Source organism: Pseudomonas sp. NPDC096917 (genome assembly GCF_044762555.1).
Lineage (GTDB): Bacteria > Pseudomonadota > Gammaproteobacteria > Pseudomonadales > Pseudomonadaceae > Aquipseudomonas.
On record NZ_JBIWEO010000016.1, the window covers coordinates 65,390 to 90,855 of the forward strand.

The following is a 25,466-nucleotide window of genomic DNA, read 5'->3' on the forward strand; positions in this document are numbered from 1 at the left end:
TAGCATCCGCGCCTATGAAGTTTCCAGGAAGATTTACCAGTGGTGTTGTCCTGCTGATCAGTAGCTTTGCGGCATTTGCCCAAAGCGAACTGGTGGTCAAGGTCAAACCGTCAAACGATGCTCTCAAGGCCAACGTGGAAGGCTACATAGGCAGCCTCGGTGATCGCGATGAAGCGGCTTTGTCACGCTTCAAGCGTGGCGCCGAAGAGCAGGCCCTTAAAGCCTCTCAGGCCCTGGGCTACTACCAACCCAAAATTGAAGCCGAAGTGACGGCTGGCGATCCGCCGCGACTGGTGTTGAGTATTGATGCCGGCGAGCCGGTGCATCTGCGAAACGTCACGGTGCGTGTAGAAGGTCCTGGCGCCTCACTCAAAGCCTTTCAAATCCCGGTCAGTGACGATCTAAAACCCGGCGCTGTACTCAATCAGGGCAATTACGAAGACGCCAAGCGCCTGATTCAAAACCGAGCCCTGCGCTACGGTTTCTTCAACGGCAAGTTTCTTAAGCACGAACTGTTGGTTGACCCTAAAGGCGGGTATGCCGACATCAATCTGATTTACCAAAGCGGCCCGCGTTATTTGCTCGGCAAAGTCAGCTTTGCCGGTGACGCGCCTTTCGACCAAACCCTATTGGATCGAATGGTGCCCTTTAAGCCAGACACTCCGTACGACTCTGAACTGGTCGCCGAACTCAATCAAAACCTGCAATCGAGCGGCTATTTCGAGACCGTACGGGTGGATGCTGCGCCGAGTACGGCCGTGGGCCAGGTGATCCCGGTGGACGTTGATCTTGAAACCCGCAAGCCGCGCACGATGACCCTGGGCCTTGGTTATTCAACCGACACCGGCCCGCGTGGTAAAGCCAGCTGGACCCGCCACTGGGACAACCCGCGCGGCGACAGTTACGGTTTTGAATCCGAAATTTCCCAGCCCAAGCAAAACGTCGGCGCCTGGTATGACATCCCGCTGGATCCACCCCTGACCGACAAACTGCGTTTTGCCGCTGGCTATCAATACGAAGAAATTGCCAATACCGACACCTTGAGCAAGCTGCTCACCGTCGGCCCCGAATGGCACAGCAAGCTGGACAACGGCTGGACGCGGGTTGTATCGCTCAAGTGGCAACACGAAGAATATCGCTTGGGCGATGACTCGGGCTTGAGCACCTTGCTAATGCCTGGCGTGAGTTACTCGGTACTGCGCAGCGATAACCGCATTGACCCCAGTCACGGTTACAGCGTGGCGTTCGAGTCCCAGGTTGCAAAACAAGGGTTGATGTCCGACACCAACCTGCTGCACGGCGATGTCAGGTTCAAGGCGCTGAAAACGCTCTGGGACAAACACCGCTTTTTAGGCCGCATTGAGTTTGGCGGCAGCGCCACCAACGGCTACAAATCCATCCCGCCGTCGTTGCGCTTCTTCGCGGGTGGCGACCAAAGCGTGCGTGGTTATGACTACCAGACCCTGTCACCAAAAAACTCGGACGGTGATCGAATCGGCGGGCGTTATCTGCTGGCAGGCAGTGTGGAGTATCAATATCAGTTTGCTGAAAAGTGGCGCTGGGCGACCTTTGTCGACAAAGGTAATGCTTTTAACACGCTGGACTTTCCGAGCTTGAAAACCGGGGTCGGGGTGGGTATTCGCTGGATCTCGCCGATTGGCCCCATACGCCTCGATCTGGCCCATGCGCTGGAGGACGATGGTGGTGTTCGTTTGCACTTCTCAATGGGGCCAGAACTGTGATTCGTGGTTTGAAAATAGCCGGCCTGGTGTTGTTGGCCTTGGTGCTGCTGGTGATCGTCAGCGTCGGTGTGCTCGTGGGGACGCAAGCGGGTAGCCGCTGGGCGCTGGATCAAGTCCCCGGTTTGAAAGTGGACAACTTTGCCGGGCGCCTGGGCGCGCAGTGGAGTGCCGACCATCTGTTGTGGGAGCAAGGCAGCAGTCGCGTCGAAGTGAGCCGGCCGATTTTTGCCTGGTCGCCGTCGTGTCTGACGCGCCTGACGCTGTGCATCGATCAGTTGCAGGCCGATCAGGTCAGTCTGCAATTTCCGCCGAGTGAAGACAGCAGCAGCGGACCGATCAGCTTGCCTGACCTCAAATTGCCGCTGGCGATTGAGGTGGGGGTGATCAAGATCGGCAACGTGTTGTTCAACGGCATTGAGCAGCTCAAGGGCATGCAGATGGCCGCGCAGTGGACGGCCAAAGGGTTGCAGATCGACTCGGTGCAGATTGAGCGCGAAGACCTGAGCGTGGACGTGTCTGGTCTCTTGCAGCCCAATGGCGATTGGCCGTTGACCTTGCAAGGCACCGTCAACTTGCCTGCACAAGACAACAAACCGTGGGCGCTGGCGCTCAAGGTTGACGGCAATCTGCGGACAACACTCAACCTCACCGCTGACAGCAGTGGCTATCTGGACGCTCACCTGAGTGGTGCGCTGGAGCCCTTGGCTGAGAACCTTCCAGCCCGGGTCACCCTCACCAGCGCACAGTTCAAGGCCAGCAGCGAGCTGCCTGAGACCTTGCAGCTCAATCAACTGGTGTTGTCTGCCAAGGGTGATCTAAAGGGCGGTTATGAACTGAACGGCAGCGCCAGTCTGCCTGCCGAGCAAGCCCTCGTGAACCTGTTGCTCAAAGGACGAGTGGATGCCAATGGTGCGCAAATCACGGCACTGGATCTGACTGCTAGCGCGCAACAACACTTGAAGCTGTCCGGTCAGGTTGATTGGCGCTCAGGCCTGAGTGCCGAGGCCAAGATCGACTGGCTGGAGTTTCCCTGGCACAACCTGTATCCGGTGATTGCCAAGCCGGACGTCGACTTGCGCAAGCTTAGCGGCGAAATCTCCTACACCGACGGCAAGTACCTGGGCAACGTGATGGCCGACCTCACCGGTCCGGCGGGGCCGTTCAGTGTCAGCAGCCCGTTCAGTGGCGACCTCGAAAAAATCTTCTTGCCGCAACTTGAACTGGTCGCGGGCCAAGGTAAAGCCCGTGGTCACGCCAATGTGCAGTTTGCCGATGGCGTGGCCTGGGATACGGCGCTGGACCTCAGCGCGATCAACCCTGCGTATTGGGTGGCCCAACTGCCTGGCACATTGGCGGGTCCCTTGCGCAGCACCGGCGAGTTTAAAAACGAGCGCCTTAAACTGGATGCCAACCTCGACCTCAAAGGCCGTTTGCGCGGCCTGCCTGCCATGCTTCAGGTCAAGGCTGTGGGCGAGGGCGAAGCCTGGACAGTCAGCGCGCTGGACATTCGTCTGGGGGACAATCGAATCAACGGCACCGCCAGTTTGCAGCAGCAAATCAAGGCTCAGCTTGAGTTGAACATGCCGCGACTGGGGCAACTGTGGCCAGATCTGCGCGGGCAACTCAAGGGCCGTGTCGACCTAGCGGGCACGCTCAAGGCGCCGCAGGGCAAGGCGATGCTGCGAGGCCAGCAGTTGGCCTTTGCCGACAATCATCTGCAAACGCTGACGTTGGATGCGAACATCGATCAGGCCCAGCGCGGCCGTATCGAACTCAAGGGCAGTGGGATTCAGGCCGGTGATACCCAGTTGGGCGTGCTGACCGTCAGCGGCAACGGCGACATCAAGCGTCAACAACTGCAATTGGCACTGCAAGGACCGATGTTGCAACTGGGTCTGGCGCTGGACGGCGGCTTCGACAAAGACAGCTGGCGCGGGCGCCTGTTTAAAGGTGACATCAAGGCCGGTGACCAGGCATGGGTGCTGCAAAACCCGGCACGACTCGAACGTCTGGCGGATGGCCGGATCAACCTGGGCGCGCAATGCTGGGCTTCGGGGCCGGCCAGTTTGTGCACTGAAGATCAGCGTTTGATGCCTGACCCCAAACTGCGTTTGCACCTTAAGCAGTTCCCGCTTGAGAGCCTCGCCGAATGGTTCCCCAAAGACTTCCAGTGGCAAGGGCAACTGAACGCTGACATGGTGCTCGACATACCAGCCAGCGGCCCAAAAGGCCAGGTCATCGTGGATGCTAGCGGCGGTACCTTGCGCATTAAAGACAAAGGCCAGTGGATTGACTTCCCGTATCAGGCCTTCAAATTGACCAGCAACCTGACCCCTAATCGGGTCGACGCGCGGTTCGACTTTGACGGTGGAAAACTGGGCCAGGTGATGTTGGCGGCGCGCATTAACCCGCTGCCCAAAAACAAGCCGATCACCGGTGAGTTCCGCTTGAGTGGGCTGGATGTGTCGGTGGTGCGCCCGTTTGCGCCGATGGTTGAAAAACTCACCGGGCAATTGAACGGTTCGGGGTCGATCACGGGTGGTTTGGTGGCGCCTCGTATCACGGGGGACGTATCGCTTACGGGCGGTGAAATTTCCGGTCCAGAGCTACCGACCAGCTTTGAAAACCTTCAGCTCAAAGCTCATATCATGGGTGAAACCCTGCAACTGGATGGCGGCTGGACCAGCGGCAAGCAAGGGCAGGGCACCATCAGCGGCAACGTCGCCTGGGGCCAGACGATGGCGGTGAATGTTTTGCTCAAAGGCAATAACTTGCCGGTGACCGTTGAACCCTATGCCAAGCTGGAGGTGGCCCCGGACCTCAGAATCTCCCTCAAGCCAGACAACACCTTGTTGATCGCGGGCGCGGTGAATATCCCCAAAGGCGAAATCACGGTCCGCGAGCTGCCGCCTTCAACAGTCAAGGTGTCGGATGACACCGTGATCGTGGGACAACAAACGGATGATGAGTCGGGCTCGCCTGCGATGGTGGTCGACATGGACATCACCGTGGTGGTGGGGCAAGAGCTGCTGACCTTCTCCGGTTTTGGCCTGAACGCAGACTTGGCGGGGCAGGTTCATATCGGCAACAACATGGACACCCGTGGCGAGTTGCGCCTGAACAACGGCCGTTACCGCGCCTATGGCCAGAAACTGACCATTCGCCGCGCGCGTCTATTGTTCGCCGGGCCGATTGATCAGCCGTACCTCGACATCGAGGCCATTCGCCAGACCGACGACGTGATCGCCGGGATTCGCCTCACGGGCAGCGCTGACCAACCGACCACGCAGGTCTTTTCCGAGCCGGCCATGAGCCAGGAGCAGGCGTTGTCCTACTTGATTCTAGGACGCCCGCTGACGGGCACCGGCGAAGACGACAACCTGCTGGCGCAAGCTGCACTCGGGTTGGGATTGATGGGCAGTTCAGGGTTTACCACCAGCTTGGCCAACCACCTTGGGCTCAAGGATTTTGAGCTCGATACCGAAGGCAGTGGCGATAGCACCGCCGTGGTGGCCAGCGGCAAGATCAACGAACGGCTGAGCGTACGCTATGGATATGGCGTCTTTGAACCTGCCAGCACCATCGCCTTGCGCTACAAACTGAGCAAGCGGGTGTATGTCGAAGTGGCGAGCGGCCTGGCGAGTTCACTGGATATTTTCTACAAGCGCGACTTTTAGTCCGGCCAGAAATCCTGTGGGCGCTGGCAAGCCAGCCCCCACAGCGGATACGCGTTCTTTAGCGATTAAGGTGTTTCATCGATTCTTCTGCATAACGCAAACCAGATACCGCGCGGGTCGGGAAGATCGCCGTCAGTGCTGCCAACTCAGTAATGCTGAGTGTGATGTCCAGTGCTGCGACGTTTTCTTCCAAATACTTGCGCTGTTTGGTGCCCGGAATCGGAATCAGGTAGTCGCCTTGACCCAGTACCCACGCTAACGCCAGTTGCCCGGCGGTCACGCCTTTATCCGCGGCCAATGCTTGAACCTGTTTCACCAGCAGCAGGTTTTTCGCGAAGTTGTCACCTTGAAACCGTGGATTAAAGCGTCGGAAATCGTCTGCAGCAAAGTCGTCCGGGCTTTTCAGGGCGCCGGTCAAAAAGCCTCGCCCCAGCGGGCTGTAGGGCACAAAGGCGATGCCCAGGCGCTGGCACGCGGCCAGGCAGCCGTTGTCTTCCGGGTCACGGCTCCACAGCGAGTATTCACTTTGTAACGCGCTGATGGGGTGCACCTTGTGAGCCCGTTCAAGTGTGGCCGCTGAGGCCTCGCTGAGACCCAGGTACCGTACCTTGCCAGCTTTGACCAAGTCAGCCATTGCACCGACGCTCTCTTCAATCGGCACGTTCGGGTCCATGCGGTGCTGGTAATACAGATCGAGTGTTTCAACGCCAAGGCGCTTGAGGCTGCCGTCGATGGATTCGCGAATGTACTCGGGACGGCCGCTGATTCCTCGGGCCGCAGGATTGGCCGGGTCACGCACAATGCCGAATTTGCTGGCCAGGAAAACCTGATCGCGTTTGCCGCGAATGGCTTGGCCGATCAATTCTTCGTTGGTATGCGGACCGTACATGTCGGCGGTATCGAGCAGGTTAATGCCCAGTTCCAGCGCACGGTGCAGGGTAGCAACGGCTTCACGGGTGTCGCTGCCGGTGGTGTAGAAATCGGTCATGCCCATGCAGCCCAAACCGATAGCGCTGACGTGCGGGCCGTGTTGACCCAGTTGGCGAGTGTGCATGCGAGGTGCTCCTGAATGGCGGTGAAGCTATTGTTGACCTCGACATCGGCAAGATAAACCGGGTAAAAACGCTATCACTATTCGTTTTTTCTAAACAATAAGGTGGGAGACATGGACCGATTCAATGCGATGTTGGTCTTTACCCGCATAGTCGAGTTGGGGGGCTTTGCCAAGGCGGCCGACAGCTTGCAGATGCCTCGGGCATCGGTGACGGTCTTGATCAAACAACTGGAAACGCATCTGGGTGTGCAGTTGTTGCATCGCACCACACGGCAGGTGAGCCCGACGCTGGATGGTGCGGCGTATTACCAGCGCTGTGTGCGGCTTTTGTCCGACCTTGAAGAGTCCGAGGGCTTGTTCCGGGGCAGTCAACCCAAGGGCACACTGCGGGTCGAGATGCCGGAAGCAGTAGGGCGTTTGGTGGTATTCCCGGCGTTGCAGGAATTTACCCGGCGTTACCCGTTGATCGAGTTGGAAATAGGCCTTAATGATCGACCTGTGGATTTGATTCGCGAGGGTGTGGATTGTGTGGTTCGCGGGGGGCTGACCCTGGATGATTCACTGGTGGCGCGGCCCTTGGTGCTGATGGATCAGATGACGTGCGCCAGCCCCGGTTATTTGCACAGCCACGGGGTGCCTCAATCGCTTGACGATTTGAGCGGGCATCAGATGATCGAGTATTTCTCCAGCGCCTCAGGCAAGCGCTACGGACTGGAGTTTCAGATCGGTGATGAGGTGCGATTGATCGACTTGCCCAAGCAGGTATCGGTCAACAGCGCCCAAGGGTATCTGGCGGCCTGTAGTGCCGGTTACGGGCTGGTACAAACACCGTGCTATCACGTGATGCCACAGGTGCGCGAAGGGCTTTTGCAAGAGGTGTTACACGATTGCCTGCCACCGCGTCTGGCATTGACGGCCTTGTACCCACCGCATAGGCAACTGTCACCGCGAGTGCGTGTGTTTGTTGATTGGCTGGTAGATCTATGTGCCAGGCCCGGCAGCGGCTTTCGACGCTGAGGGGGGGGGCAAATGCAGCGAGAAAACTGTGAGGAGCGGACTTGCCAACAGGCCAACGCCTCACAGTAGCTTTACGGTGACGGGTATTGCTTAGCGGTGGTAATACCCAGGGCCGCCATCGTAGTAGCGGTGATCGTGATGCCATCCATGGTCAGGAAAAAACACGCATCCGCTCATGGCCAGAATGAGCAACAGCGGTACCAGCCGTGTGACTCGACGTAACATGTGTAAATCCTCATGGTTAGAGCTGGTGGCAGCTAAAAAGCTTCCCCGGCTGTAAGATGAGACCCTGTTTGTTTCAATTCATCTCCGTCAATCAAACATATTTTTTCAGGAACAGGTAATGACTCCTAAGCAACGTTTGGCATATTCGATTCTGATCGCCGTGGTGGTACTGGGCATCATGTTTGGTCTTTCGTACTTGCAAAACACTGGCATGATCACCGAAAAAACCTTCCAGTACATCGCCATTGGCGTGGCTGTGGTGGTGGTCGTGATCAATGGCATCATGCGCCGCAAGACCAAGCTTTAAGCCTCGATTTTGCCCATCAGCACGGCTTCAGCCTGTGGATGCAGGCTGTAGCTTTTATCACTGTTGAGCACCACCACGCCTTCGCTGCACAGGCGTTTGAGTACCTCGCGCACGCTGAGAAACGACAGCGGAATATCCAGGGCCAGCAAATGGCTGTGCATACCGCGTACTCCCAATCGGCGATCATTTCCGGCGGCTGTCAGCAGCGCATCAATGACCTTGAGTCGCACCAGGCTGGTGCGCAGCCCAAAGCATTTGAGCAAGTGGCGGATCCGTTCATTACCTTGCAACGACGCAGGCGCTTGCAGTGGCCCAAGATCGGGCTGAAAAGCGGTGTCGCGATGCTGTAGTTGGCCATCCGTTGGCAGTTGCGGGTTTTGCATGCAAAAACTCCTTTTCAGAGCCTGATCAGGAAAATAAAAAAGCGCTCTTATGTCACTAGACGAATGAGCGGCATAAATCATGAACATTCAAATGTAGAAAATTTGTCGTGAATGACTCTCAATTGCTAAAAATCCCTGTCTGGGTAGGGGTTTTAAGTGATTATTAAATTTTTTTAATTCGGCTCGTTTCCAGTAGAGACATTTGCCGGGTGGTGTTTGCAATGGAGTGAGCGACCGGGCTTTTTGTAATGAACGAAAAGGAGTCTGAGTGATCATTTGCAAACCATTGAGCAACACGTTTTTTGCCGTGTTTTGCTTGGGACTGAGCCTGCCAGTGCTGTCACACACGACAGCCACTGAGGTGAGTGCAGACATTCGCCGCACCACGTTTGGCGTGCCGCATATTCGCGCTGCCAATGAACGCGGGCTGGGCTACGGAATTGGTTATGCCTACGCCCAAGACAACTTATGTTTGCTGGCGAACGAGGTGCTGACCGTCAACGCAGAGCGCTCGAAATACTTTGGGCCTGAACAACTGACGCTAGACGAACGGGACAACCTGTCCAGCGATGTGTTTTTCACTTGGCTCAACAATCCCGAGGCCGTGGCTGCTTTTTGGCAGGCGCAAACCCCAGAGGTACGCGATCTGGTCGAAGGCTATGTGGCGGGATATAACCGCCAGCTCAGCGAGCGAAAAGGGCTGCCCGCACAGTGCAACAACGCCTCTGTACGGCCGATCACGGCATTGGATCTGGTCAAATTGACCCGCCGCTTGTTAGTGGAGGGGGGCGTCGGTCAGTTCGCTGAGGCGCTGGTGGCGGCGACCCCGCCGCAACCAGCCTCGGCGCACATCAGCCGCCTGTCGGGCAGTTTTCAAATAGCCGCTGAACGCATGCAGCGCTTTGCCCTTGACCGTGGCAGCAACGCAGTGGCTATTGGCAGCGCACGTTCGCAAACGGGCCACTCGATGCTGCTGGCCAACCCGCATTTCCCGTGGGTGGGCGGCATGCGTTTTTATCAGATGCAATTGACCATCCCCGGCAAGCTGGATGTGATGGGCGCGGCCCTGCCGGGATTGCCGATGATCAACATTGGCTTTAACCCGCACATGGCCTGGACCCACACGGTCGATACATCCAAACACTTCACCTTGTTCCGACTTGAGCTCGACCCCAGGGATCCCACGCGCTATTTGCTCGACGGCCAGTCACGGGCTCTGGACAAGCACACCGTCACGGTCAGCGTCAAACAGGCGGACGGCAGTCTTAAGCCCGTGTCGCGAACGCTCTACAGTTCGGAGTTCGGGCCGATCGTGCAATGGCCGGGCAGGCTGGATTGGAATGATCACCTAGCGTTCAGCTTACGCGACGCCAACCTGCAAAATGACCGCGTGTTGCAGCAGTGGTACGCGATGAACCAGGCCAACAACCTCGAGGATCTGCAAGCGTCAGTGAGCACGTTGCAGGGCATTCCATGGGTCAACACCGTGGCGGTGGATGAGCGTGGGCAAGCGCTGTACATGAACCTGTCAGTGGTGCCGTATGTCGACGCGGCCAAGCTGGCCGCGTGCAGTGATCCGCGTGCCGGCCTTGAGATGATTGTGCTCGATGGCAGCCGCAGGGACTGTGACTGGACGGTTGATCCGAGTGCCGCGCAGCCGGGTATTTACCCCGCGAGCAAACTGCCGCACTTGCGCCGCAACGACTACGTTCAGCATTCCAATGACTCGGCCTGGATGGCCAACCCGAACGCCCCGCTGACCGGTTTTTCGCCGCTTATAAGCCAGGACGGCCAGCCGCTGGGGCCACGTACGCGCTTTGCCTTGCAGCGCTTGAGTCAGCCGGGGGCGATCAGCGTGTCGGACTTGCAAGGCTTGGTGATGGACGATCAGGTTTACCTCGCGGGGCAGGTCATGCCGGATCTACTGGCATACTGCGAGGATGATCTGCACGCCAAGCAAGCACCCATGGCGCCGGTGTGTGCGAGCCTCAAAGCGTGGGATCAACAGGCGAACCTGAGCAGTGGTATTGGCCTGGTGCATTTCCAGAACATCATGGCGTATCTGATTGAGGTACCGGACGTGTGGCGGGTGCCGTTTAACCCGGCAGACCCACAACACACGCCGCGCGGTCTGAGCTTGGGCCAGCCTGCGGTAGTCAAGGCGATGCGTGGGGCGTTTCTGGATTCGGCTGCGAAAGTAGCAGAGCAAGGATTAAAACCAGACGTGACCTGGGGTGAGATCCAAGTGGTCAGCAGTGGCGGCCAGCAGACTCCGATTCACGGCGGTCCTGCCACCCTGGGGGTGTACAACGCCATGCAGAGCGTGCCGAGCGGTGGTGGTAAGCGAGAAGTGGTCAGTGGAACCAGTTACTTGCAAACAGTGACCTTCGACGAGCATGGGCCTCATGCCCAGGGGTTGCTGGCGTTCTCGATCTCCAGCGACCCGGCCTCAAAGCATTCGCGGGACCAGACTGAAGCGTTCTCGAAAAAACAGTGGCAGCCGTTGCCGTTTACCGAAGCGCAGATCAAGGCTGATCCGAACTACGCACTGACCATCATCAGAGGCAGGTGGTAAGCGCGAGGCGGCAACTTCTTACTGTAGCGAGCTTGCTCCTGCAGTTTATTTCAGCTGCGGGGTAGGGCGTTGATTACCGGCGTGCCGTTCGGGTTCACGCGTACGTACACCGGTAATACCTTGGGTAGAGAAACCGCCAGGTTGGGGATTTCCTGGGTCTTGAATACGCCCCCGATACGCAATTGGCCAGTGGCGTTGTCAGCCAGCGCCAGCGGTGTGTTCAGGTAGCGGTTGATCAACGGCAAGGCGTCAGCAAGTGTCAGGTTATCCAGAACCAACTTGCCGCTGCGCCAAGCCAGATCCGGCGCGTTGGCGTAGGTCTGACTGATTTGCGGCGCGTTGTCCCCCGCTTTGTAGCGGGCCTGCATCCCTGGCTCCAGTCGCAAGCCGTCGCCATGCAGGTTTTTGTTGCTGGTCACCAGCACCGAGCCTTCGATCAGCGTGACACGCACCTGATCTTCGTACATCCACACATTGAACTGGGTGCCGGTCACCCGGATTCGCCCGTCAGCCGCCTTAACCACAAACGGGTGTGTGACATCGTGACTGACCTTGAAAAACGCTTCACCCTTGCTCAGGGTGACCTGGCGCTGGTCTTTGTAATCGCTGAAGGTCAATTCTGTGCTGAGGTTTAATTCAACCTGGCTCCCATCGGGCAGCGTTACGTTACGCGTGCTAGTGCCTGCTTCAAGGCGCTCGTATGAGCGGGGTAGCCAGCCAAGTTGCCAGCCGCTGTAGGCGGTCAGGGGCACGGCGACGACAGCAATGGCTGCCGCCATCCCCAACTGCTGCCACGTGCTGCGACGAGGAGCACGGGCCAGTGCAGACACTGGCGCTGGCGTTGGCGCGGTAGGCGGCAAATGCTCGCTGACCTCCCAGATGTCGAGCATGGCTTCATATTCAAGCGCATGCAGCGGATCTGCGTTCAGCCACACAGCGAAAGCTTCACGTTCCTGGACGGTGCAGTCGGGCTCGTGCAGACGCATGCACCACTGGGCCGCGGCTTCGGTGATGGCATCGTATTCAGCTTCTGTGAGGCGGGTTTCGCTCATTTGCGCTCCTTGGTGCGGTGCATTCTAACCCTGCGTTTGCGCTAACGAGAACATGAGCCCTGTCAAAAGGAGAGCATTTAGCCTCCTGGCTGGTTTTTTCTCTGCTACGGTTACTTCGGCGATGGGTTACCAGACGCAACATCAATTAATGGAGTTAAGACAATGTTGAAGAAAACGTTTGCTGCTGCGATTACTGCTGCTGTGCTGTTGGGTTCTAGCGCCGTCATGGCTCAGCCAAATCTTGATCCCAACTGGGCCTTCTCCAAAGAGCTTATTCAAGTCCTCAAGGATAAGCATGGGTACACCGTGATCAAGAAGATTGAAGCTCAAGACCCTGCCAATGGGATCTGGAAGGCTGAAGGCATCAAATCGGAAACGGGTGTTGAATACGAAATTGTGTTCGATTCGGCCGGTAAAGTGATTTCCGAGAAGAAAGATTAAAACTGATTTTCGTCGTTCTCGGCACTGCGCTCTATGAGCGTATACAGCCCGATCCACTTTGTGTGATCGGGCTTGTTTTAGAGAGAACCTCGGCGTTTCAACCATTGCTCTCTGGTTATTTCCCACAGATCGCAAGTAAATTGCCCACTGACAAAGCTACCTTCCTTACTGCTGATCAAACGCATTGCGCCACGCTCCGAAATCCGTCGCGAGCCCTCGTTGGGTGCCGCTTTTGGCACGCGCATTAACGCGCGCCCCAGGGTTTCGAACCAATAGGCGTCAATCACTTCACACGCTTCGCTCATCAAACCTTGCCCCTGCCAAGGCGGCGAGAGCCAGAAGCCCCGATTGTTATCGACCTGATCCATCAGGCTGATACTGCCGATCACCTCGTCGGGGCGGTCCCGCAGCCGCAGGGTCCAGTGCCACTCCTCGCCACGTGCCATGGCGGGTAACGCGACATCGCGCAGGTAACTGAGCGCACCGTCTTCAGGGTACGGCCACGGAACAACGTCATTCAGGTAACGGACCACTTCCCAATGCGGGAATCGCTGCTGAATGGCATCCGCGTCCGCCAGGCTCAGGGGCTGCAGCAATAATCGGGGCGTATGCAGGGTGGGCAGGGCTTGCATGGAATAGGGCTCCTTGCCAGTGGCTTTCATCAAGCTTAACCCTCAACAGCGCCCATAAAAAAGCCCTCGCAAGCGAGGGCTATTGTGCGTGCAGCGATTAGCCGTTTGAGCAGCCATTACCCATTACGCGGTACTCAAGGATGTGACGTTGACCCTGATGGTCTTCGTACGTCATTTGCGCCGGAACCACTTCGCACACATCAGCGGCGGGCGACACGCTAATAACTTTTGCAATGTCCAAGTCGGTGGCGTAAGTGTAGTGCTCAACGGCAGGTTGTTGTTGTGCAACTTTAAGATCGTCAGCCACGGCTAATGTCGACAGACCCATAAGAGCAAGAACAATCAAACGTTTCATTTTTAATAAGACCTTAAACAATCACGACTAACTTACTTCAAATGCCCAATGGCGGTAGAAGTTGTCAGGCAACTTTCAGTGTGCCTGACACGAAGTACCGTGCCCTGTTTCCATCTTGTGTTTAGGGATGCCTCTATAATAAGGGCTTGTTGGCGACTTTAAAGTCCCATTATCGCCATGCAGTGTTTCCGGATTTGTAACAATTTTTTTAGAGTGCGTCAGGCATAAAAAAGCCCCCTGAAAAGAGGGGGCTGGGGGCGTATCTACCGGTACAACTAGTGCAGGCTGCAACCGTCACCCATCACTTTGTACTCAAGCACGTGGCGTTGGCCCTGATGATCTTCATAGATCATTTTTGCCGGGACAACTTCGCAGACTTGAGGAACTTCGGACATGCTGATGACTTTGGCAATGTCCAGCTTTGTTCCGTAAGTGTATTGCTCGGGTGCCGGTGAAGTTTCATTGGCCAGTGCCACTGTTGCGAAACTTGCCAAGCACATTGCAACTAAGATTTTCATGATGAAGGCCTTTAAAGTAACCAAGCGCTAGCGCTCACTGACTTCATTTGCCGATGGGGCGGGAGAAGTTACGAAGCCCTGTCAATCACCCATGGCTGCGTACGAAGTACCGTGCTGCGGTGTTTATCCTTTCGGTTGATAGGGTGAATTTTACGCCGATTTCTCGAATTAAAAAGCAGTAATGGCAAAACGCTCTGTTACCGCAGGGGTAACAATGTTGCTGTGTACAGGCTGTTTCCAGTGCCGAAAACCTTGGCCTTGCTGGCATACTGGCGCCTCTGATTCAGGAGCCTGTCATCGCAATGAATGTCGAGTCCCCCCTCAGTGCCTGGCAACAGGCCGTCGAACAGCAAGGTTTTGTCCAGGATCCCGCTCAATGGCGTGCGGTTCAGGCCTTGCAGCACTGTCACGAGGCCCTGCACAACGGCACCCGGTCAGTCAAAGGCGTGTATTTATGGGGGCCGGTGGGGCGTGGTAAAACCTGGTTGATGGATCAGTTCTACCATAGCTTGCGGGTTCCTGCCCGGCGCCAGCATTTTCATCACTTCATGCAATGGGTGCATCAGCGGCTGTTTCAGCTCACAGGCACCGCAGACCCGCTCAAGGTGCTGGCCAAAGAGTTGGGCAAGGAACTGAAGGTGCTGTGTTTTGACGAACTGTTCGTGAACGATATTGGTGACGCGATCATTCTCGGGCGCTTGTTTCAAGTGATGTTTGATGAAGGCGTGGTGCTGGTGTGCACCTCCAACCAGCCGCCGGAGCAGCTTTACAGCCATGGCCATAATAAAGAGCGTTTTGCCCCGGCGATCACCGCGATCCTTTCTCACCAGCAGGTGGTGTCAGTGGATGGCGGGCAAGACCATCGCTTACACCCTGGCATTGCACACCAGCGCTATTGGGTCAGAGAGCCGGGCCAGCCCAGTGTGATCGGGCAAATCTTCAAAGACCTGACACAAGGGCAGCAAACTTCAGAGGCACCGATAGTGGTTGGCCATCGGTCTCTGAACGGGGTGCAGGCGAGTGCCGCCGTGTTGTGGTGCACCTTTCACGAGATGTGCGAACAACCGCTGGCGGCCAGCGAATTTATGGACATGTGTGATCGTTACAAGGTGATTTTGCTCAGCGAAGTGCCTTGCCTGAGCGCTGAACAGCGTGAAGGCAAAATTGCCCGAGGCACCGAAGACGGTCCGGTGAAGGTCGAGGCGGGTGATCGGCAATTGCCACAGCTGTCTAAATATGACGACAGTGTGCGGCGTTTTATTGCGTTGGTAGACGAATGTTACGACCGCAAAGTGCCGCTGTGCATTGAGGCACATGTACCGATGGACCAGCTGTACACCCAAGGGTATCTAGAGTTCGCTTTCCGCCGGACCTTGAGCCGCCTGCAAGAAATGCAACTGCAGCGTTTTGGGGTGCAGTGATGTCGAGGTTTGCAGCCGCTGCCCAAGCCTGCGACTGAGCCCGAAGGGATCACGCTTTTCAAGCGCGAAGGTCTTTGGGCCCTTATCGCAGCCTGCGGCAGCGGCTACAGGGTTAGTTATTCATCCCAGTGCGGTGCAACGCTTGAAGGGCTGGTGAGGCGATGACCGCGGTCCAAGGCGGCAATTTGCGCCATGTCGTCCTCGCTCAGCTTGAGTGTCTGGGCCTTGAGGTTGCTCTCCAGGTTGGCGCGCTTGGTCGATGACGGGATCACCGAGTACCCCAACTGCATTGCCCACGCCAGCGTCACTTGGGCCGGGGTGGCGTTATGGCGCTGGGCGATCTCGATAATCACGGGTTCTTTGAGCACTTCGCCGTAGGCCAGAGTCATGTATGACGTGATATGGATGCCGTGGCTCTGGGCGAATTCCACCACTTTTCGGTTCTGTAGGTACGGGTGCAATTCGATCTGGTTAGTCGCAATGTTTTCAGCACCGACTGCGGCAATCGCTTCTTTCAACAAGGCGATGGTGAAGTTAGACACCCCTATTTCTTTTGTCAGGCCTTGTTGCTTGGCCTCCAGCAACGCCCCCATAAACTCTGCGACCGGCACTTCATGGTTGGGCGATGGCCAGTGAATCAAGGTCAAGTCCAGGTGGTCGGTGTTCAGTTTTTTCAGGCTGTCTTTCAGGCTTGGGATCAGCTTGTCTTTTGCGAAGTTGCTGACCCAGATTTTGCTGGTGATATACAGCTCATCACGTGCGACGCCGCTTGCGGCAATCGCCAGCCCGACGTCAGCTTCGTTCTCATAAATCTGTGCGGTGTCGATCACCCGGTAACCCAAATCCAGGGCGTTTTTGACCGAGTCAATGACGACTTGGCCCTTGAGGCGAAAGGTGCCGAGGCCGAATGCAGGGACTGTCATGGATAACTCCTTGGTGGTCGTAAGAATGAAATTGAGTATCTACCGCTTGAACGGTGGGAAAAACCATCGTCCCAGCAAAGCAATCTTGACCGTGCGGCATGAATCACCGTTCCCGGGTCCGGCTAAATTTCAGGGTTGAGCAAACGTTCTAGCTTGGATAACGCCTGCATTCGGGCGGGGGACAGGTAGGGCAATGACGATTTCTCGACGATGGTTTATCGCGGGCTTGGCGATCACCGGCGCAGCAGCGCCAGCGGCGTATTTTGGGCATCGGGAGTTCACGCGGGTAGACGAACCGATCACGCCCGGTGAGGCGACGGTCGATCTGGCCGACACCGCCGGGCAGCAGATCGCCGATCAACTGCGCGGGCTATGGAGCATCCGTTTTGAAGGGCGTGATGCCGGGCTTGAAGGTCTGCCTGCCGAGGGGCTTGAAGTGTGGCTGGACATCGCTGCGCGTGGGCGCGCAGTGCGCGGCTATCTAGACACGGCGAGCGTGCTGCACAGCGAGCAAGCGCCGTGTTATCGAGTGCTGGGTGACCTCGTGACGCCTGATCCGGGGTTGATGTATTGGCGGCTGACTGGCTGCGATTCGTCTCAGCCCGACTACGAATTCAGTTTCAGTCTCGATGAAGTCTGGGGCGCATACGGCAACGCGGGCAGCGGCACCCTTAGCGGCCGGGTGCAGCGACTGGATCGACCTTTGGCATTGCCCGAGCAAGACAACCGCTTTGTTGCGCTCAAACGTACTTTTCCCGAGGCCCGCGAACGCATAGGCCTCAATCCGGCGCTGCTGGCCTGGCTGGTCACCCCTGAACACCGTTTGTTTCATCAGCTGTGGCATGCGTCTCGCGACACTTGGCACGAACTCTCCGATGACAAGCGCAATGCTTTGCGCGGCCTCGGCTGGCAACCCGGCCCGCGCGACAAAGAGCGCGATGCCCGTGGTCCGCGCAAAGACCGCAATGGCTCGGGCGTGGACTTTTTTTATATGCACCGGCATATGCTGCTAACGGCGCGCTCCATGCAGTCTTTGCCATCGTGGCAGGCGTTCCCCTTGCCGCAGCCAGCGCTTGAACGCGACCGCGCAGGGTTCGCCCGCTACTTTGACAACCATGACGGCAGCGCCTTGCCGCCGACCTGGCTGGCGGAGGGGGATGAAACCTATACCCAGTGGCTGAGTGACATCAAACAGGCCGACACCTTTCACAGCAACTTTGAGGTGTGGGAATCGCGTTATCGCGACCCGCGTTACTTGTCGACATTGACCTTGGGCCAGTTGGGTTCCGAGGTCGAATTGGGCCTGCATGACTGGCTGCACATGCGTTGGGCGTCGGTGCCACGTGACCCGTCGAATGGCGCGCCGGTGCCAATGGCGCGTGATCCGTCAGATTTCGCGCAACGCTGGTATGTGGCAGAAAACGACTTTCTCGGTGACCCGTTTTCCTCCCACGTAAACCCGGTGTTCTGGTGTTTTCATGGCTGGATCGATGATCGTCTGGAGGACTGGTTTCGGGCGCATGAGCGCTTTCATCCGGGGCAGCTGACGCGTCAGCAAGTCAACGGCGTGCCGTGGTTTGCACCGGGGCGCTGGGTGGAAGTGGATGACCCGTGGCTGGGGCCGGTGACACACGGTTGCAGCACCACGCCTGGGTTGGCAACGGCTCAAACTGTCGAGATGGACCCCGAAACCATGAAACTGGCGTTGCGCATTACCTTTGGCGATGAAAAGAAGATAGGCGATTTGCTGCGCCGGGTGCCACGTCGGCCGTGGTATGCGCGGCATTTGGTGGTCAGGGGCACATGACGGCGCGGCTACAAAGTCCGAGGCATCACATCACCCGCCAACCGCCGCCCAGCGCCTTGTACAACGCAATGCTTGCCTGCAACCGTGCCATGCGCAGTTGCACGTTCTGACCTTGCGCCTGATACAGCGTGCGCTGCGTCTCCAATACCGTCAGCAGCACTTCGGCTCCGGCCTGATAGCGGCTCTGGGCGATGTCGAACGCTTGCTGTGCCTGTTTAAGTTCTTCGTCTTGCCATTGCCGTTGCTGGTCCAGGCCGCTGGCGCTGTTGAGGGCTTTTTCAACGTCAGCAAAAGCGCTGATGATGCTCCCTCGGTAGGTTTGCAGTAGCTCTTGCTGGCGCGCCGTGGCTTTGTCGCGCTCGGCGCTGAGGCGACCGTTGTTGAAAATCGGTGCCGCCAACCCCGCCGTGAGGGAATAGAACGGGCTGCGCAACACGTTGCTCAAACGGTCTGCGCCCGAGCCCAGTGTCGCGCTCAAGGTCAGACTGGGCAGCATGGCCGTTCGGGCCACGGTGATGTCGGCCGAGGCCGCTGCCAGTCTGGCTTCGGCGTTGGCAATGTCGGGGCGTTGGCTCAGGAGTTCGCTGGGCAGTCCGCTGCCGATTCCCGGCCATTGCAGTTGTGCAAATGGGGTGTCGCCCAGCCTGAGGTTTTGTACCGGCTCGCCCAGCAGCACCGCGAGGGTGATGCGCGCTTGCTGAGCCTGTTGCGCCACCAACGGCAATTGCCGTTGTTGCGCAGCAACCAGGCTTTTTTGCTGTGCCAGCTCCAGTGCCGTGGCAGAACCCGCGTCATATCGAGTTTGCACCACGTGCTGCACGCGCTGTGCATTGGCCAGATTCAGCCGGGCAATGCGCAGTTGTTCGTCGAATGCCAAGATTTGCACATAACTGTTGGCCACGCCGCTGAGTAAGGTCAGCTCAACTGTGGCCTGATCAAACTCGCTGGCCTTGAGGGTGTGTAACGCGCTGTCGCGGGCAGCTGCTTTGCCCCCCCACCAATCCACTTCGTAGCTGGCGCTCAAGCTGGCGTCAAAGGTGTCCACCGCTTGGTTGTCGTCGGTGGCATCCAGTTGGCTGTAACCCTTACCGCGCAGCAGTTTTTCGCGATTGGCGCTGCCGCCAAATTTCACGTCAGGCAGTAACGGAGCTCCTGCGATCACCGCTGTGGCGCGGGCCTGCTGCACGCGGGCGACCGCTGCCGCCAAGTCGTAACTGCCGACTCGCGCCTGGGCGATCAGGCGATCAAGCGTCGGGCTGGCAAAATAGCTCCACCATTGCTGACGGCTTGGTTGACTGACCTGGACGTGTGGCGATTGCCAGGCCGCAGGCGCCAGCACCGGGTTTTCGTCGCGTGGCGGGGTTTGGCTGCACGCGCCCAGCAACAGGCATACGCTCAGCAAGCTCAACGATCGCTTCATCAATAGATCATTCACTGGTAAGGGCCGTGACCGGGTCGAGCCGGGCAGCTTTGCGGGCCGGCATAAAGCCGAAAATAACGCCAGTCACTAGCGCGCAGCCAAAGGCGCCGAGGACCGCGACCATCGAGAACGCCAGCGCCACGTCGCACAGCAGCAAGATGCCGCCAATGACGAAGGCCAGGGTAATGCCCGCCACGCCGCCAACCACCGAGAGCATCAGTGCTTCGGTCAAAAACTGGCGCAGGATGTCGCGCTGACGCGCACCAGTGGCCATGCGAATGCCGATTTCGCGGGTGCGTTCGCGCACGGTCATCAGCATGATGTTCATCACCCCGATGCCGCCCACCAGCAAGGAGATGGCCGCAATCGAGCCGAGCATCAATGACAAGGTGTTGCGGGTTTTGGCTTCGGCCTGGATCATCGCCGCGTTGTTGGTGATTTCGAAATCGCGTTTTCCGTGGTGCAGTTTGAGCATGAGTTGTTCGATGGCTTTTTCGGTCTGTTTGACCTTGCTCGCGTCGGCGGCGGCAATCACGACGTATTCCGGATTGTGGGTACCGAACAGTCGCACGCTGGCGGCGGAGTAGGGCACCACGATGCGCGTGTCACTGTCCGAGTCGCCGGAGCTGGCGCCTTTTTCGGCCAGCACTCCGACCACGCGAAAGGGTACGTTCTCCAACAGAATGTATTGGCCAATCGGGTTGGGTACGTCCTTGAGGACTTTATCGCGCACTTTCTGCCCGATCACCGCCACAGCGGCGGCCGCGTCTTCATCGGCCTGGGTGAAAAAGCTGCCTTGCACCACTGGCCAGTTGAAAATCGCTGAGAAGTCGATACCGTTGCCGCCGGTGTACAGGGTGTGGTCGACGTTGCTGTAGCGCACACCGATTTCAGCGCCATTGATCGGCATGATCATCTTGACCTGCGGCAAGATTGACAGGGCTGCCACGTCATCCAGGGTGATGATGCCCAATGGTGCTCGCGGCCTGGGTGACATGCCGCTGAGGTAAATGATGTTGGAACCAAAGGCGCCCATCTCGGCCATGACCTGGCGTTTGCTGCCTTCGCCGACAGCCAGCATCACCACCACCGATGCCACCCCGATGACGATACCAAGCAAGGTCAGGGCGGTACGAAAACGGTTAATCCACATCACCCGCCAGGCGGCATGCAGGGCGTCCACGAGCTCACCTTTCCAGGCGCCCCGGGCCTCGCTGCCATCGTTCAGACGCTGGCGCAAGTCAATCGCTTGCAGGGCTTTGGGCTTGTCGGTGGTGGGCGGTGGCGCGCCACGGGCGCTGTCACTGATGACTGCGCCGTCGCGCACTTCAATGATCCGATTGGCTCGCGCCGCCACCTCGCGGTCGTGGGTAATCAAAATCACCACATGGCCCTGCGTCGCCAGCTCATCGAGCAGGGCCATGACTTCGGCACCGCTGTGGCTGTCGAGTGCGCCCGTGGGTTCGTCGGCGAGAATGATGTGCCCGCCGTTCATCAAGGCGCGGGCAATCGACACGCGTTGTTGCTGGCCGCCCGACAGTTGATGCGGGCGGTTGGCCATGCGGTCTGCCAGACCCAGGCGCTTAAGCAGAGCGGCCGCTCGGGCGTGACGCTCGGCGGCTGGAACGCCTGCATAGATGGCCGGCATTTCGACGTTTTCCCGGGCCGAAGCCGAGGGGATCAAATGGTAGCCCTGGAACACAAAACCGAAGGCTTCGCGGCGCAGCCAGGCCAGTTCATCAGCCCCCAGGTGTGCAACGTCTTCCCCGGCAAACAGGTAGCGGCCCGAGGTCGGGCGATCGAGACAGCCGAGGATGTTCATCAGGGTTGATTTGCCCGAGCCTGAGGCCCCGACAATGGCCACGAATTCGCCCGCGTGAATCGACAGGCTGATGCCTTTGAGCACGTGAACTTCGGGCGAGTCGAGACCGCCGTAGACTTTGCGAATGTCTTGCAGGTCAATCAGGGGAGTGGCCATTTAGTCTCCGTTACCGGTGGCCGGGCCGATCAGCAAGTGATCGCCCTCGTTCAAGCCCTCAAGCACTTGCACCCGCAGCCGGTCGCTGATGCCGGTGTGGATTTCGCGGGTTTCGATTTTGCCTTTGTGAGTCACCACGTGAGCCGTTTGCCGATCGCCTTCGGTGGTGCCTTGCAGGGCCACAATAGGCGCCAGCAGTACGTCCTTGGCCTGATTGGCGACGAAAAACACTTGGGTGGTCATCTCCGGCATCAGCACCTGATCGGTGTTGTCGACATCCAGCAATACGGTGTAAAGCACCACGCGTGCGCTGCCGCTTTTGCCCGAGCTGGCCGGGCTGCCGCCGCCCTGGCTGGCTTCATTGAGAGGTTTGGGCGGGACCGGCAAAATCTGTCGCACGGTGCTGTACCAACGCCGGTTACCGCCGCTCAACGTGGTGAAGTACACCGGCATGCCCGGTTTGACAAAGCCAATGTCGGCTTCTGACACTTCAGCCCACACGGTCATCGGCGACAGTTTGGCAATGCGTAGAATCAAGGGGGTTTGCTGTTGCGCGTTGAGGGTTTGGCCTTCGCGGGCATCCAGTGCCACGATCGTTCCGGACATCGGCGCGAAGATCCGCGTGTAGCCCAGTTGGGCCTCGTCACTGCGCAAGCTGGCCTGTGCCTGGCGGATTTGCGCCTGGAACATGTCAATGCGTGCTTGGGTGGTGCGCACTTCGGCCTGCGCCGCCTGTATGTCTTCGTCTCGGGTGGCGCCGCCTTTGGCGAGGTGTCGCTGGCGCCGGTCTTTGAGTCTGGCTAGGTCATGCAGAGCGCGCTGTTCCTGCAACTGGGCCTTGAGGTTTTCAATGGCATAGCGGCTGGCGTCGAGCTTGGCGGTCTGGGTCGATGGGTCTATCTCGACCAGCAACTGGCCTTCCTTGATCTCGTCACCGACCTCAACGTGGATCGTGTTGATTTGCCCTGAAGCTTGCGCTCCTACGTCGACGTATTGCCGGGGTTGCAGCGTACCCAGCGCAGTCACGCTGCTTTCAATGTCACCACGGGTTACGGGCACCGTGTCATACGCTTCGCGGCCTGGCGTCAGAAAGGGCCAGGCCACCAAGGCGGTAACGAGCAGTAAACACAAGGTGATCAGGAGCGCACGGCGGGTCTGTCGAGGGCGTTTCATGCAGGGTTCCGGCCAATGGGAATCGGCCCGTCTTCGTAGCGCACGGCCGCTGAGAGCCTGAAGCGAACGCTGTCGACCAGGCGACAGTCACGGGGGAGCTGTTGAGTAAACGATGGATAACGGTAGGAAATTAGGCGGTTGTTTATAGGTGTGTGACTGAATATTTCAGCGCTGTTTAAACGTTCGCACTTAAATCTATATGAGAATTACTATAAATTACGTTGGCGCAAGTGCCATCATCATGCCGCTATCTCATTCGGTCTTTTCTGCGCTCATGGAATGTTGCCGCTGCTGCTGCGGCCAGGAGTCATGTTGGAAAACTACTATCGCGAACTGGTCAGTTTTTTGAGTGCCAGGTTGGGCAATGCGCAGGCGGCCGAAGATGTGGTGCATGACGCTTACGTACGAGTACTGGAGCGCTCCAGCGATGACCCGATCGAGCAACCGCGTGCATTTCTGTATCGCACGGCGCTCAATTTAGTGATCGACGGTCATCGGCGCAGCGCCTTGCGCCAGGTTGAGCCGTTGGAGGTGCTTGACACCGAAGAGCGTTTTTTCAGCCCTTCACCCCAATTGCTGATGGTCCGTCACCAGCGTCTGGAAATGATCCAGCAAGCGCTGTCCGAATTACCGGCTGCATGCCGTGACAGTTTTTTGCTGCGCAAACTTGAAGGCTTGTCTCACCCTGAGATTGCCGAGCGCCTTGGGGTGTCCCGCAGCATGGTTGAGAAGCACATTGTCAATGCCATGAAGCACTGCCGAACGCGTATTCGGCAGTGGGACAATGCCTAAATTTCAGCTCCGTATTCTCGTTTCTACTCAACAGACGACCTGCTGATCTGCCACAGAACAGTCAGGTCACGGGTTTTTTTCCCTTTGTTGAGGGGCAATCCAGAGGACACTGGAAATGACACAGGCAATCGCTTCGGCCGTCGTTCATGATCTGATCGGCATCGGTTTCGGGCCTTCCAATTTGGCCCTCGCCATCGCTCTGCAAGAGCGCGGGCAAGTGCAAGGTCCTTTGGATGTGCTGTTTTTGGACAAGCAGGCAGACTATCGCTGGCACGGTAATACGCTGGTGACTCAGAGTGAGCTGCAGATTTCCTTCCTCAAGGATCTGGTCACGTTGCGCAACCCTACCAGTCCTTATTCGTTCGTTAATTACCTTAAAGCCCACGGCCGTCTGGTTGATTTTATCAACCTGGGCACCTTCTATCCGTGCCGTATGGAATTCAACGACTACCTGCGTTGGGTGGCGTCGCACTTTGAAGCGCAAAGCCGTTATGGCGAAGAAGTGCTGGCCATCGAGCCGGTACTGCACCAGCAGCAGGTCGAAGCGCTGCGGGTTATTTCTCGTGATGCTCAGGGGCAGCATCACGTACGGACTACGCGCTCAGTGGTGGTCAGCGCAGGCGGTACGCCACGTATTCCGACAGCGTTCAATGCACTTGAGGATGACAGCCGGGTGTTCCATCACTCGCAGTACTTGGCGCGCATGGCCAAGCAGCCGTGCGTGAGCGGTCAGCCGATGCGTATCGCGATCATTGGCGGCGGCCAGAGCGCAGCAGAAGCGTTTATCGATTTGAACGACAGCTACCCGTCGGCCCAAGTGGATTTGATTTTGCGCAGTTCGGCGCTTAAGCCTGCGGATGACAGCCCGTTTGTCAACGAAGTGTTTTCACCGCAGTTCACTGATCTGGTGTATCAGCAGAACACCGCCAAGCGCGAGCGTTTGATCGACGAGTATCAGAGCACCAACTATTCGGTAGTGGACATTGACCTGATCGAACGGATCTACGGGATTTTCTATCGTCAGAAAGTATCGGGTGTTGCGCGCCATGTATTCCGCAGTCTGACCCGTATTGAAAACGCGGTGGCAGACGGGCAGGGCATTAAGCTGGTGTTGCGTCATACGGCGAGCGGCGAATTGAGTGAGCAGTATTACGACGCCGTGATTCTGGCCACTGGCTATGAACGTCAGATGCACCGCCAGTTGCTGGCGCCGCTGGCCGAATACCTGGGCGATTTTGAGGTCGATCGTGATTATCGAATCGTGACAGACACGCGCTGCAAGGCCGGGATTTATATGCAGGGCTTTTGTCAGGCGAGCCATGGCTTGAGCGACACCTTGTTGTCGGTTTTGCCGATTCGTGCCGAGGAAATTTCGGTCTCGTTGTATGCCCATGACAAACAGCACAAGCAAAACAGCCTAGCGGTCGAGCGGTTGCTGGCGACGGCTATTTAAGAGGGGGCATAAACGTGCGGCAGCGATTTGAGATCGAACGGGGCAGGCGCATGAATAGCGCCGCCTCTTGGCGATGCCTGCTAACGCGGGTCAGCCCGTTATCTGTCAGCAAACTGAACCCTTCCTGAAGATAAATCTGATTCATAAAACGGAAGCTTTCCTACGGTTTACTCTCCTAAATGCCGGGAGTAAGCTGCCGACGTTTTCATCAATAGCGGAGACCCTCAGTGGGTACCAGTTCGAGTGACAGTAGTCGGCCGGTGTTGAAAACCGGCACATTCTCGGCAAGCTAACGCGCAGATTCCCCTGTCGTTGCTTGCTGACCAGCGAGCAGCGGCGTCTAGATCGGGCCAATAGTGAGCCCGAGCCTGAAGCCCTCTCATCGACACTGAAATATGTGCGAATCACGCCTATGGCGCTGCGGTTTGTCACATACATACGCGCGTGCCTCATGGCGCGGGGCGCTCGTTCGGCTGTGCCTTCTTCAGGGATCCGTTGACCGTAAGGGGAAGCCTCATGAG

The 25,466-nt window shown here is 57.8% G+C and carries 21 protein-coding genes; 10 read left to right on the plus strand and 11 right to left on the minus strand.

Annotated elements, in window-relative coordinates; all coding sequences use genetic code 11:
* Positions 1–14 precede the first annotated feature (14 nt).
* Together ACIQYF_RS18465 and ACIQYF_RS18470 are read left to right on the plus strand one after the other, a co-directional pair.
* The gene (locus ACIQYF_RS18465) at positions 15–1,742 is read left to right on the plus strand and encodes an autotransporter assembly complex family protein (protein WP_402864701.1); all 1,728 of its coding nucleotides are present in this window, start codon (positions 15–17) and stop codon (positions 1,740–1,742) included.
* The gene (locus ACIQYF_RS18470) at positions 1,739–5,419 is read left to right on the plus strand and encodes a translocation/assembly module TamB domain-containing protein (RefSeq protein WP_402864703.1); all 3,681 of its coding nucleotides are present in this window, start codon (positions 1,739–1,741) and stop codon (positions 5,417–5,419) included. Before ACIQYF_RS18465 ends, ACIQYF_RS18470 begins: the two co-directional genes overlap by 4 nt.
* A 58-nt stretch (positions 5,420–5,477) precedes the next feature.
* Here ACIQYF_RS18470 and ACIQYF_RS18475 read toward each other — a convergent pair whose 3' ends face one another.
* Positions 5,478–6,473 carry an aldo/keto reductase gene (locus tag ACIQYF_RS18475; protein ID WP_402864705.1) on the minus strand — a complete coding sequence of 332 codons (996 nt, stop codon included), beginning with the start codon at positions 6,471–6,473 and terminating at the stop codon, positions 5,478–5,480.
* Positions 6,474–6,584: 111 nt separating this feature from the next.
* Here ACIQYF_RS18475 and ACIQYF_RS18480 point away from each other — a divergent pair, with 111 nt between their 5' ends.
* Entirely contained in the window at positions 6,585–7,490 is a 906-nt protein-coding gene (locus ACIQYF_RS18480) for a LysR family transcriptional regulator (protein WP_402864707.1), read from the plus strand.
* 90 nt (positions 7,491–7,580) lie between these two features.
* Here ACIQYF_RS18480 and ACIQYF_RS18485 read toward each other — a convergent pair whose 3' ends face one another.
* Positions 7,581–7,715 carry a hypothetical protein gene (locus tag ACIQYF_RS18485; protein WP_402864709.1) on the minus strand — a complete coding sequence of 45 codons (135 nt, stop codon included), beginning with the start codon at positions 7,713–7,715 and terminating at the stop codon, positions 7,581–7,583.
* A gap of 118 nt (positions 7,716–7,833) precedes the next feature.
* Between ACIQYF_RS18485 and ACIQYF_RS18490 the strand changes: the two genes are divergently transcribed.
* Positions 7,834–8,022: a hypothetical protein gene (locus ACIQYF_RS18490; protein ID WP_402864711.1), complete on the plus strand. Its 189-nt coding sequence runs from the start codon at positions 7,834–7,836 to the stop codon at positions 8,020–8,022.
* Here ACIQYF_RS18490 and ACIQYF_RS18495 read toward each other — a convergent pair.
* Positions 8,019–8,405, minus strand: a complete 387-nt coding sequence (locus tag ACIQYF_RS18495) for a fe2+ zn2+ uptake regulation protein (RefSeq protein WP_402864713.1) — start codon at positions 8,403–8,405, stop codon at positions 8,019–8,021. The two genes, ACIQYF_RS18490 and ACIQYF_RS18495, sit on opposite strands and share 4 nt — an antisense overlap.
* A gap of 268 nt (positions 8,406–8,673) precedes the next feature.
* On the opposite strand from ACIQYF_RS18495, the gene ACIQYF_RS18500 reads away from it, so the two are divergent.
* Positions 8,674–10,980, plus strand: coding sequence for an acylase (locus ACIQYF_RS18500; RefSeq protein ID WP_402864715.1), 2,307 nt, complete (start codon positions 8,674–8,676; stop codon positions 10,978–10,980).
* Between the two features lie 50 nt (positions 10,981–11,030).
* On the opposite strand, the gene ACIQYF_RS18505 is transcribed toward ACIQYF_RS18500, so the two are convergent.
* Positions 11,031–12,032 carry a FecR family protein gene (locus ACIQYF_RS18505; protein WP_402864717.1) on the minus strand — a complete coding sequence of 334 codons (1,002 nt, stop codon included), beginning with the start codon at positions 12,030–12,032 and terminating at the stop codon, positions 11,031–11,033.
* 162 nt (positions 12,033–12,194) lie between these two features.
* Between ACIQYF_RS18505 and ACIQYF_RS18510 the strand changes: the two genes are divergently transcribed.
* Positions 12,195–12,473 (plus strand): PepSY domain-containing protein, encoded by a 279-nt coding sequence (locus ACIQYF_RS18510; RefSeq protein WP_019408088.1) that lies wholly within the window; start codon positions 12,195–12,197, stop codon positions 12,471–12,473.
* A gap of 77 nt (positions 12,474–12,550) precedes the next feature.
* Here ACIQYF_RS18510 and ACIQYF_RS18515 read toward each other — a convergent pair whose 3' ends face one another.
* The 3 genes from ACIQYF_RS18515 to ACIQYF_RS18525 form a co-directional block, all read right to left on the minus strand.
* Positions 12,551–13,105, minus strand: a complete 555-nt coding sequence (locus ACIQYF_RS18515) for a GNAT family N-acetyltransferase (RefSeq protein WP_402864719.1) — start codon at positions 13,103–13,105, stop codon at positions 12,551–12,553.
* A 97-nt stretch (positions 13,106–13,202) separates the two neighbouring features.
* Positions 13,203–13,460 carry a DUF2790 domain-containing protein gene (locus tag ACIQYF_RS18520; RefSeq protein ID WP_402864721.1) on the minus strand — a complete coding sequence of 86 codons (258 nt, stop codon included), beginning with the start codon at positions 13,458–13,460 and terminating at the stop codon, positions 13,203–13,205.
* Between the two features lie 275 nt (positions 13,461–13,735).
* Entirely contained in the window at positions 13,736–13,978 is a 243-nt protein-coding gene (locus ACIQYF_RS18525) for a DUF2790 domain-containing protein (RefSeq protein WP_402864723.1), read from the minus strand.
* 302 nt (positions 13,979–14,280) lie between these two features.
* On the opposite strand from ACIQYF_RS18525, the gene zapE reads away from it, so the two are divergent.
* Positions 14,281–15,399, plus strand: coding sequence for a cell division protein ZapE (zapE, locus tag ACIQYF_RS18530; RefSeq protein WP_402864725.1), 1,119 nt, complete (start codon positions 14,281–14,283; stop codon positions 15,397–15,399).
* Positions 15,400–15,515: 116 nt separating this feature from the next.
* Here zapE and dkgB read toward each other — a convergent pair whose 3' ends face one another.
* Positions 15,516–16,322: a 2,5-didehydrogluconate reductase DkgB gene (gene dkgB, locus ACIQYF_RS18535; RefSeq protein ID WP_402864727.1), complete on the minus strand. Its 807-nt coding sequence runs from the start codon at positions 16,320–16,322 to the stop codon at positions 15,516–15,518.
* Positions 16,323–16,515: 193 nt separating this feature from the next.
* Between dkgB and ACIQYF_RS18540 the strand changes: the two genes are divergently transcribed.
* Positions 16,516–18,129, plus strand: coding sequence for a PvdJ/PvdD/PvdP-like protein (locus ACIQYF_RS18540; RefSeq protein WP_402864729.1), 1,614 nt, complete (start codon positions 16,516–16,518; stop codon positions 18,127–18,129).
* 25 nt (positions 18,130–18,154) lie between these two features.
* Here ACIQYF_RS18540 and ACIQYF_RS18545 read toward each other — a convergent pair whose 3' ends face one another.
* Genes ACIQYF_RS18545 through ACIQYF_RS18555 form a run of 3 tightly spaced genes read right to left on the minus strand, consistent with a single transcriptional unit; the run spans position 18,155 to position 22,700 of the window.
* Positions 18,155–19,549 (minus strand): efflux transporter outer membrane subunit, encoded by a 1,395-nt coding sequence (locus ACIQYF_RS18545; RefSeq protein WP_402864731.1) that lies wholly within the window; start codon positions 19,547–19,549, stop codon positions 18,155–18,157.
* 7 nt (positions 19,550–19,556) lie between these two features.
* The gene (locus tag ACIQYF_RS18550; RefSeq protein ID WP_402864733.1) at positions 19,557–21,527 is read right to left on the minus strand and encodes a MacB family efflux pump subunit; all 1,971 of its coding nucleotides are present in this window, start codon (positions 21,525–21,527) and stop codon (positions 19,557–19,559) included.
* On the minus strand, positions 21,528–22,700 hold the full coding sequence (locus ACIQYF_RS18555) for an efflux RND transporter periplasmic adaptor subunit (protein ID WP_402864735.1): 1,173 nt from the start codon (positions 22,698–22,700) through the stop codon (positions 21,528–21,530).
* A 312-nt stretch (positions 22,701–23,012) separates the two neighbouring features.
* Here ACIQYF_RS18555 and ACIQYF_RS18560 point away from each other — a divergent pair, with 312 nt between their 5' ends.
* Both ACIQYF_RS18560 and ACIQYF_RS18565 read left to right on the plus strand, forming a co-directional pair.
* Positions 23,013–23,492 carry a sigma-70 family RNA polymerase sigma factor gene (locus ACIQYF_RS18560; RefSeq protein ID WP_402864737.1) on the plus strand — a complete coding sequence of 160 codons (480 nt, stop codon included), beginning with the start codon at positions 23,013–23,015 and terminating at the stop codon, positions 23,490–23,492.
* Between the two features lie 115 nt (positions 23,493–23,607).
* Entirely contained in the window at positions 23,608–24,945 is a 1,338-nt protein-coding gene (locus ACIQYF_RS18565) for a lysine N(6)-hydroxylase/L-ornithine N(5)-oxygenase family protein (RefSeq protein WP_402864739.1), read from the plus strand.
* The last annotated feature ends 521 nt before the right edge of the window (positions 24,946–25,466 follow it).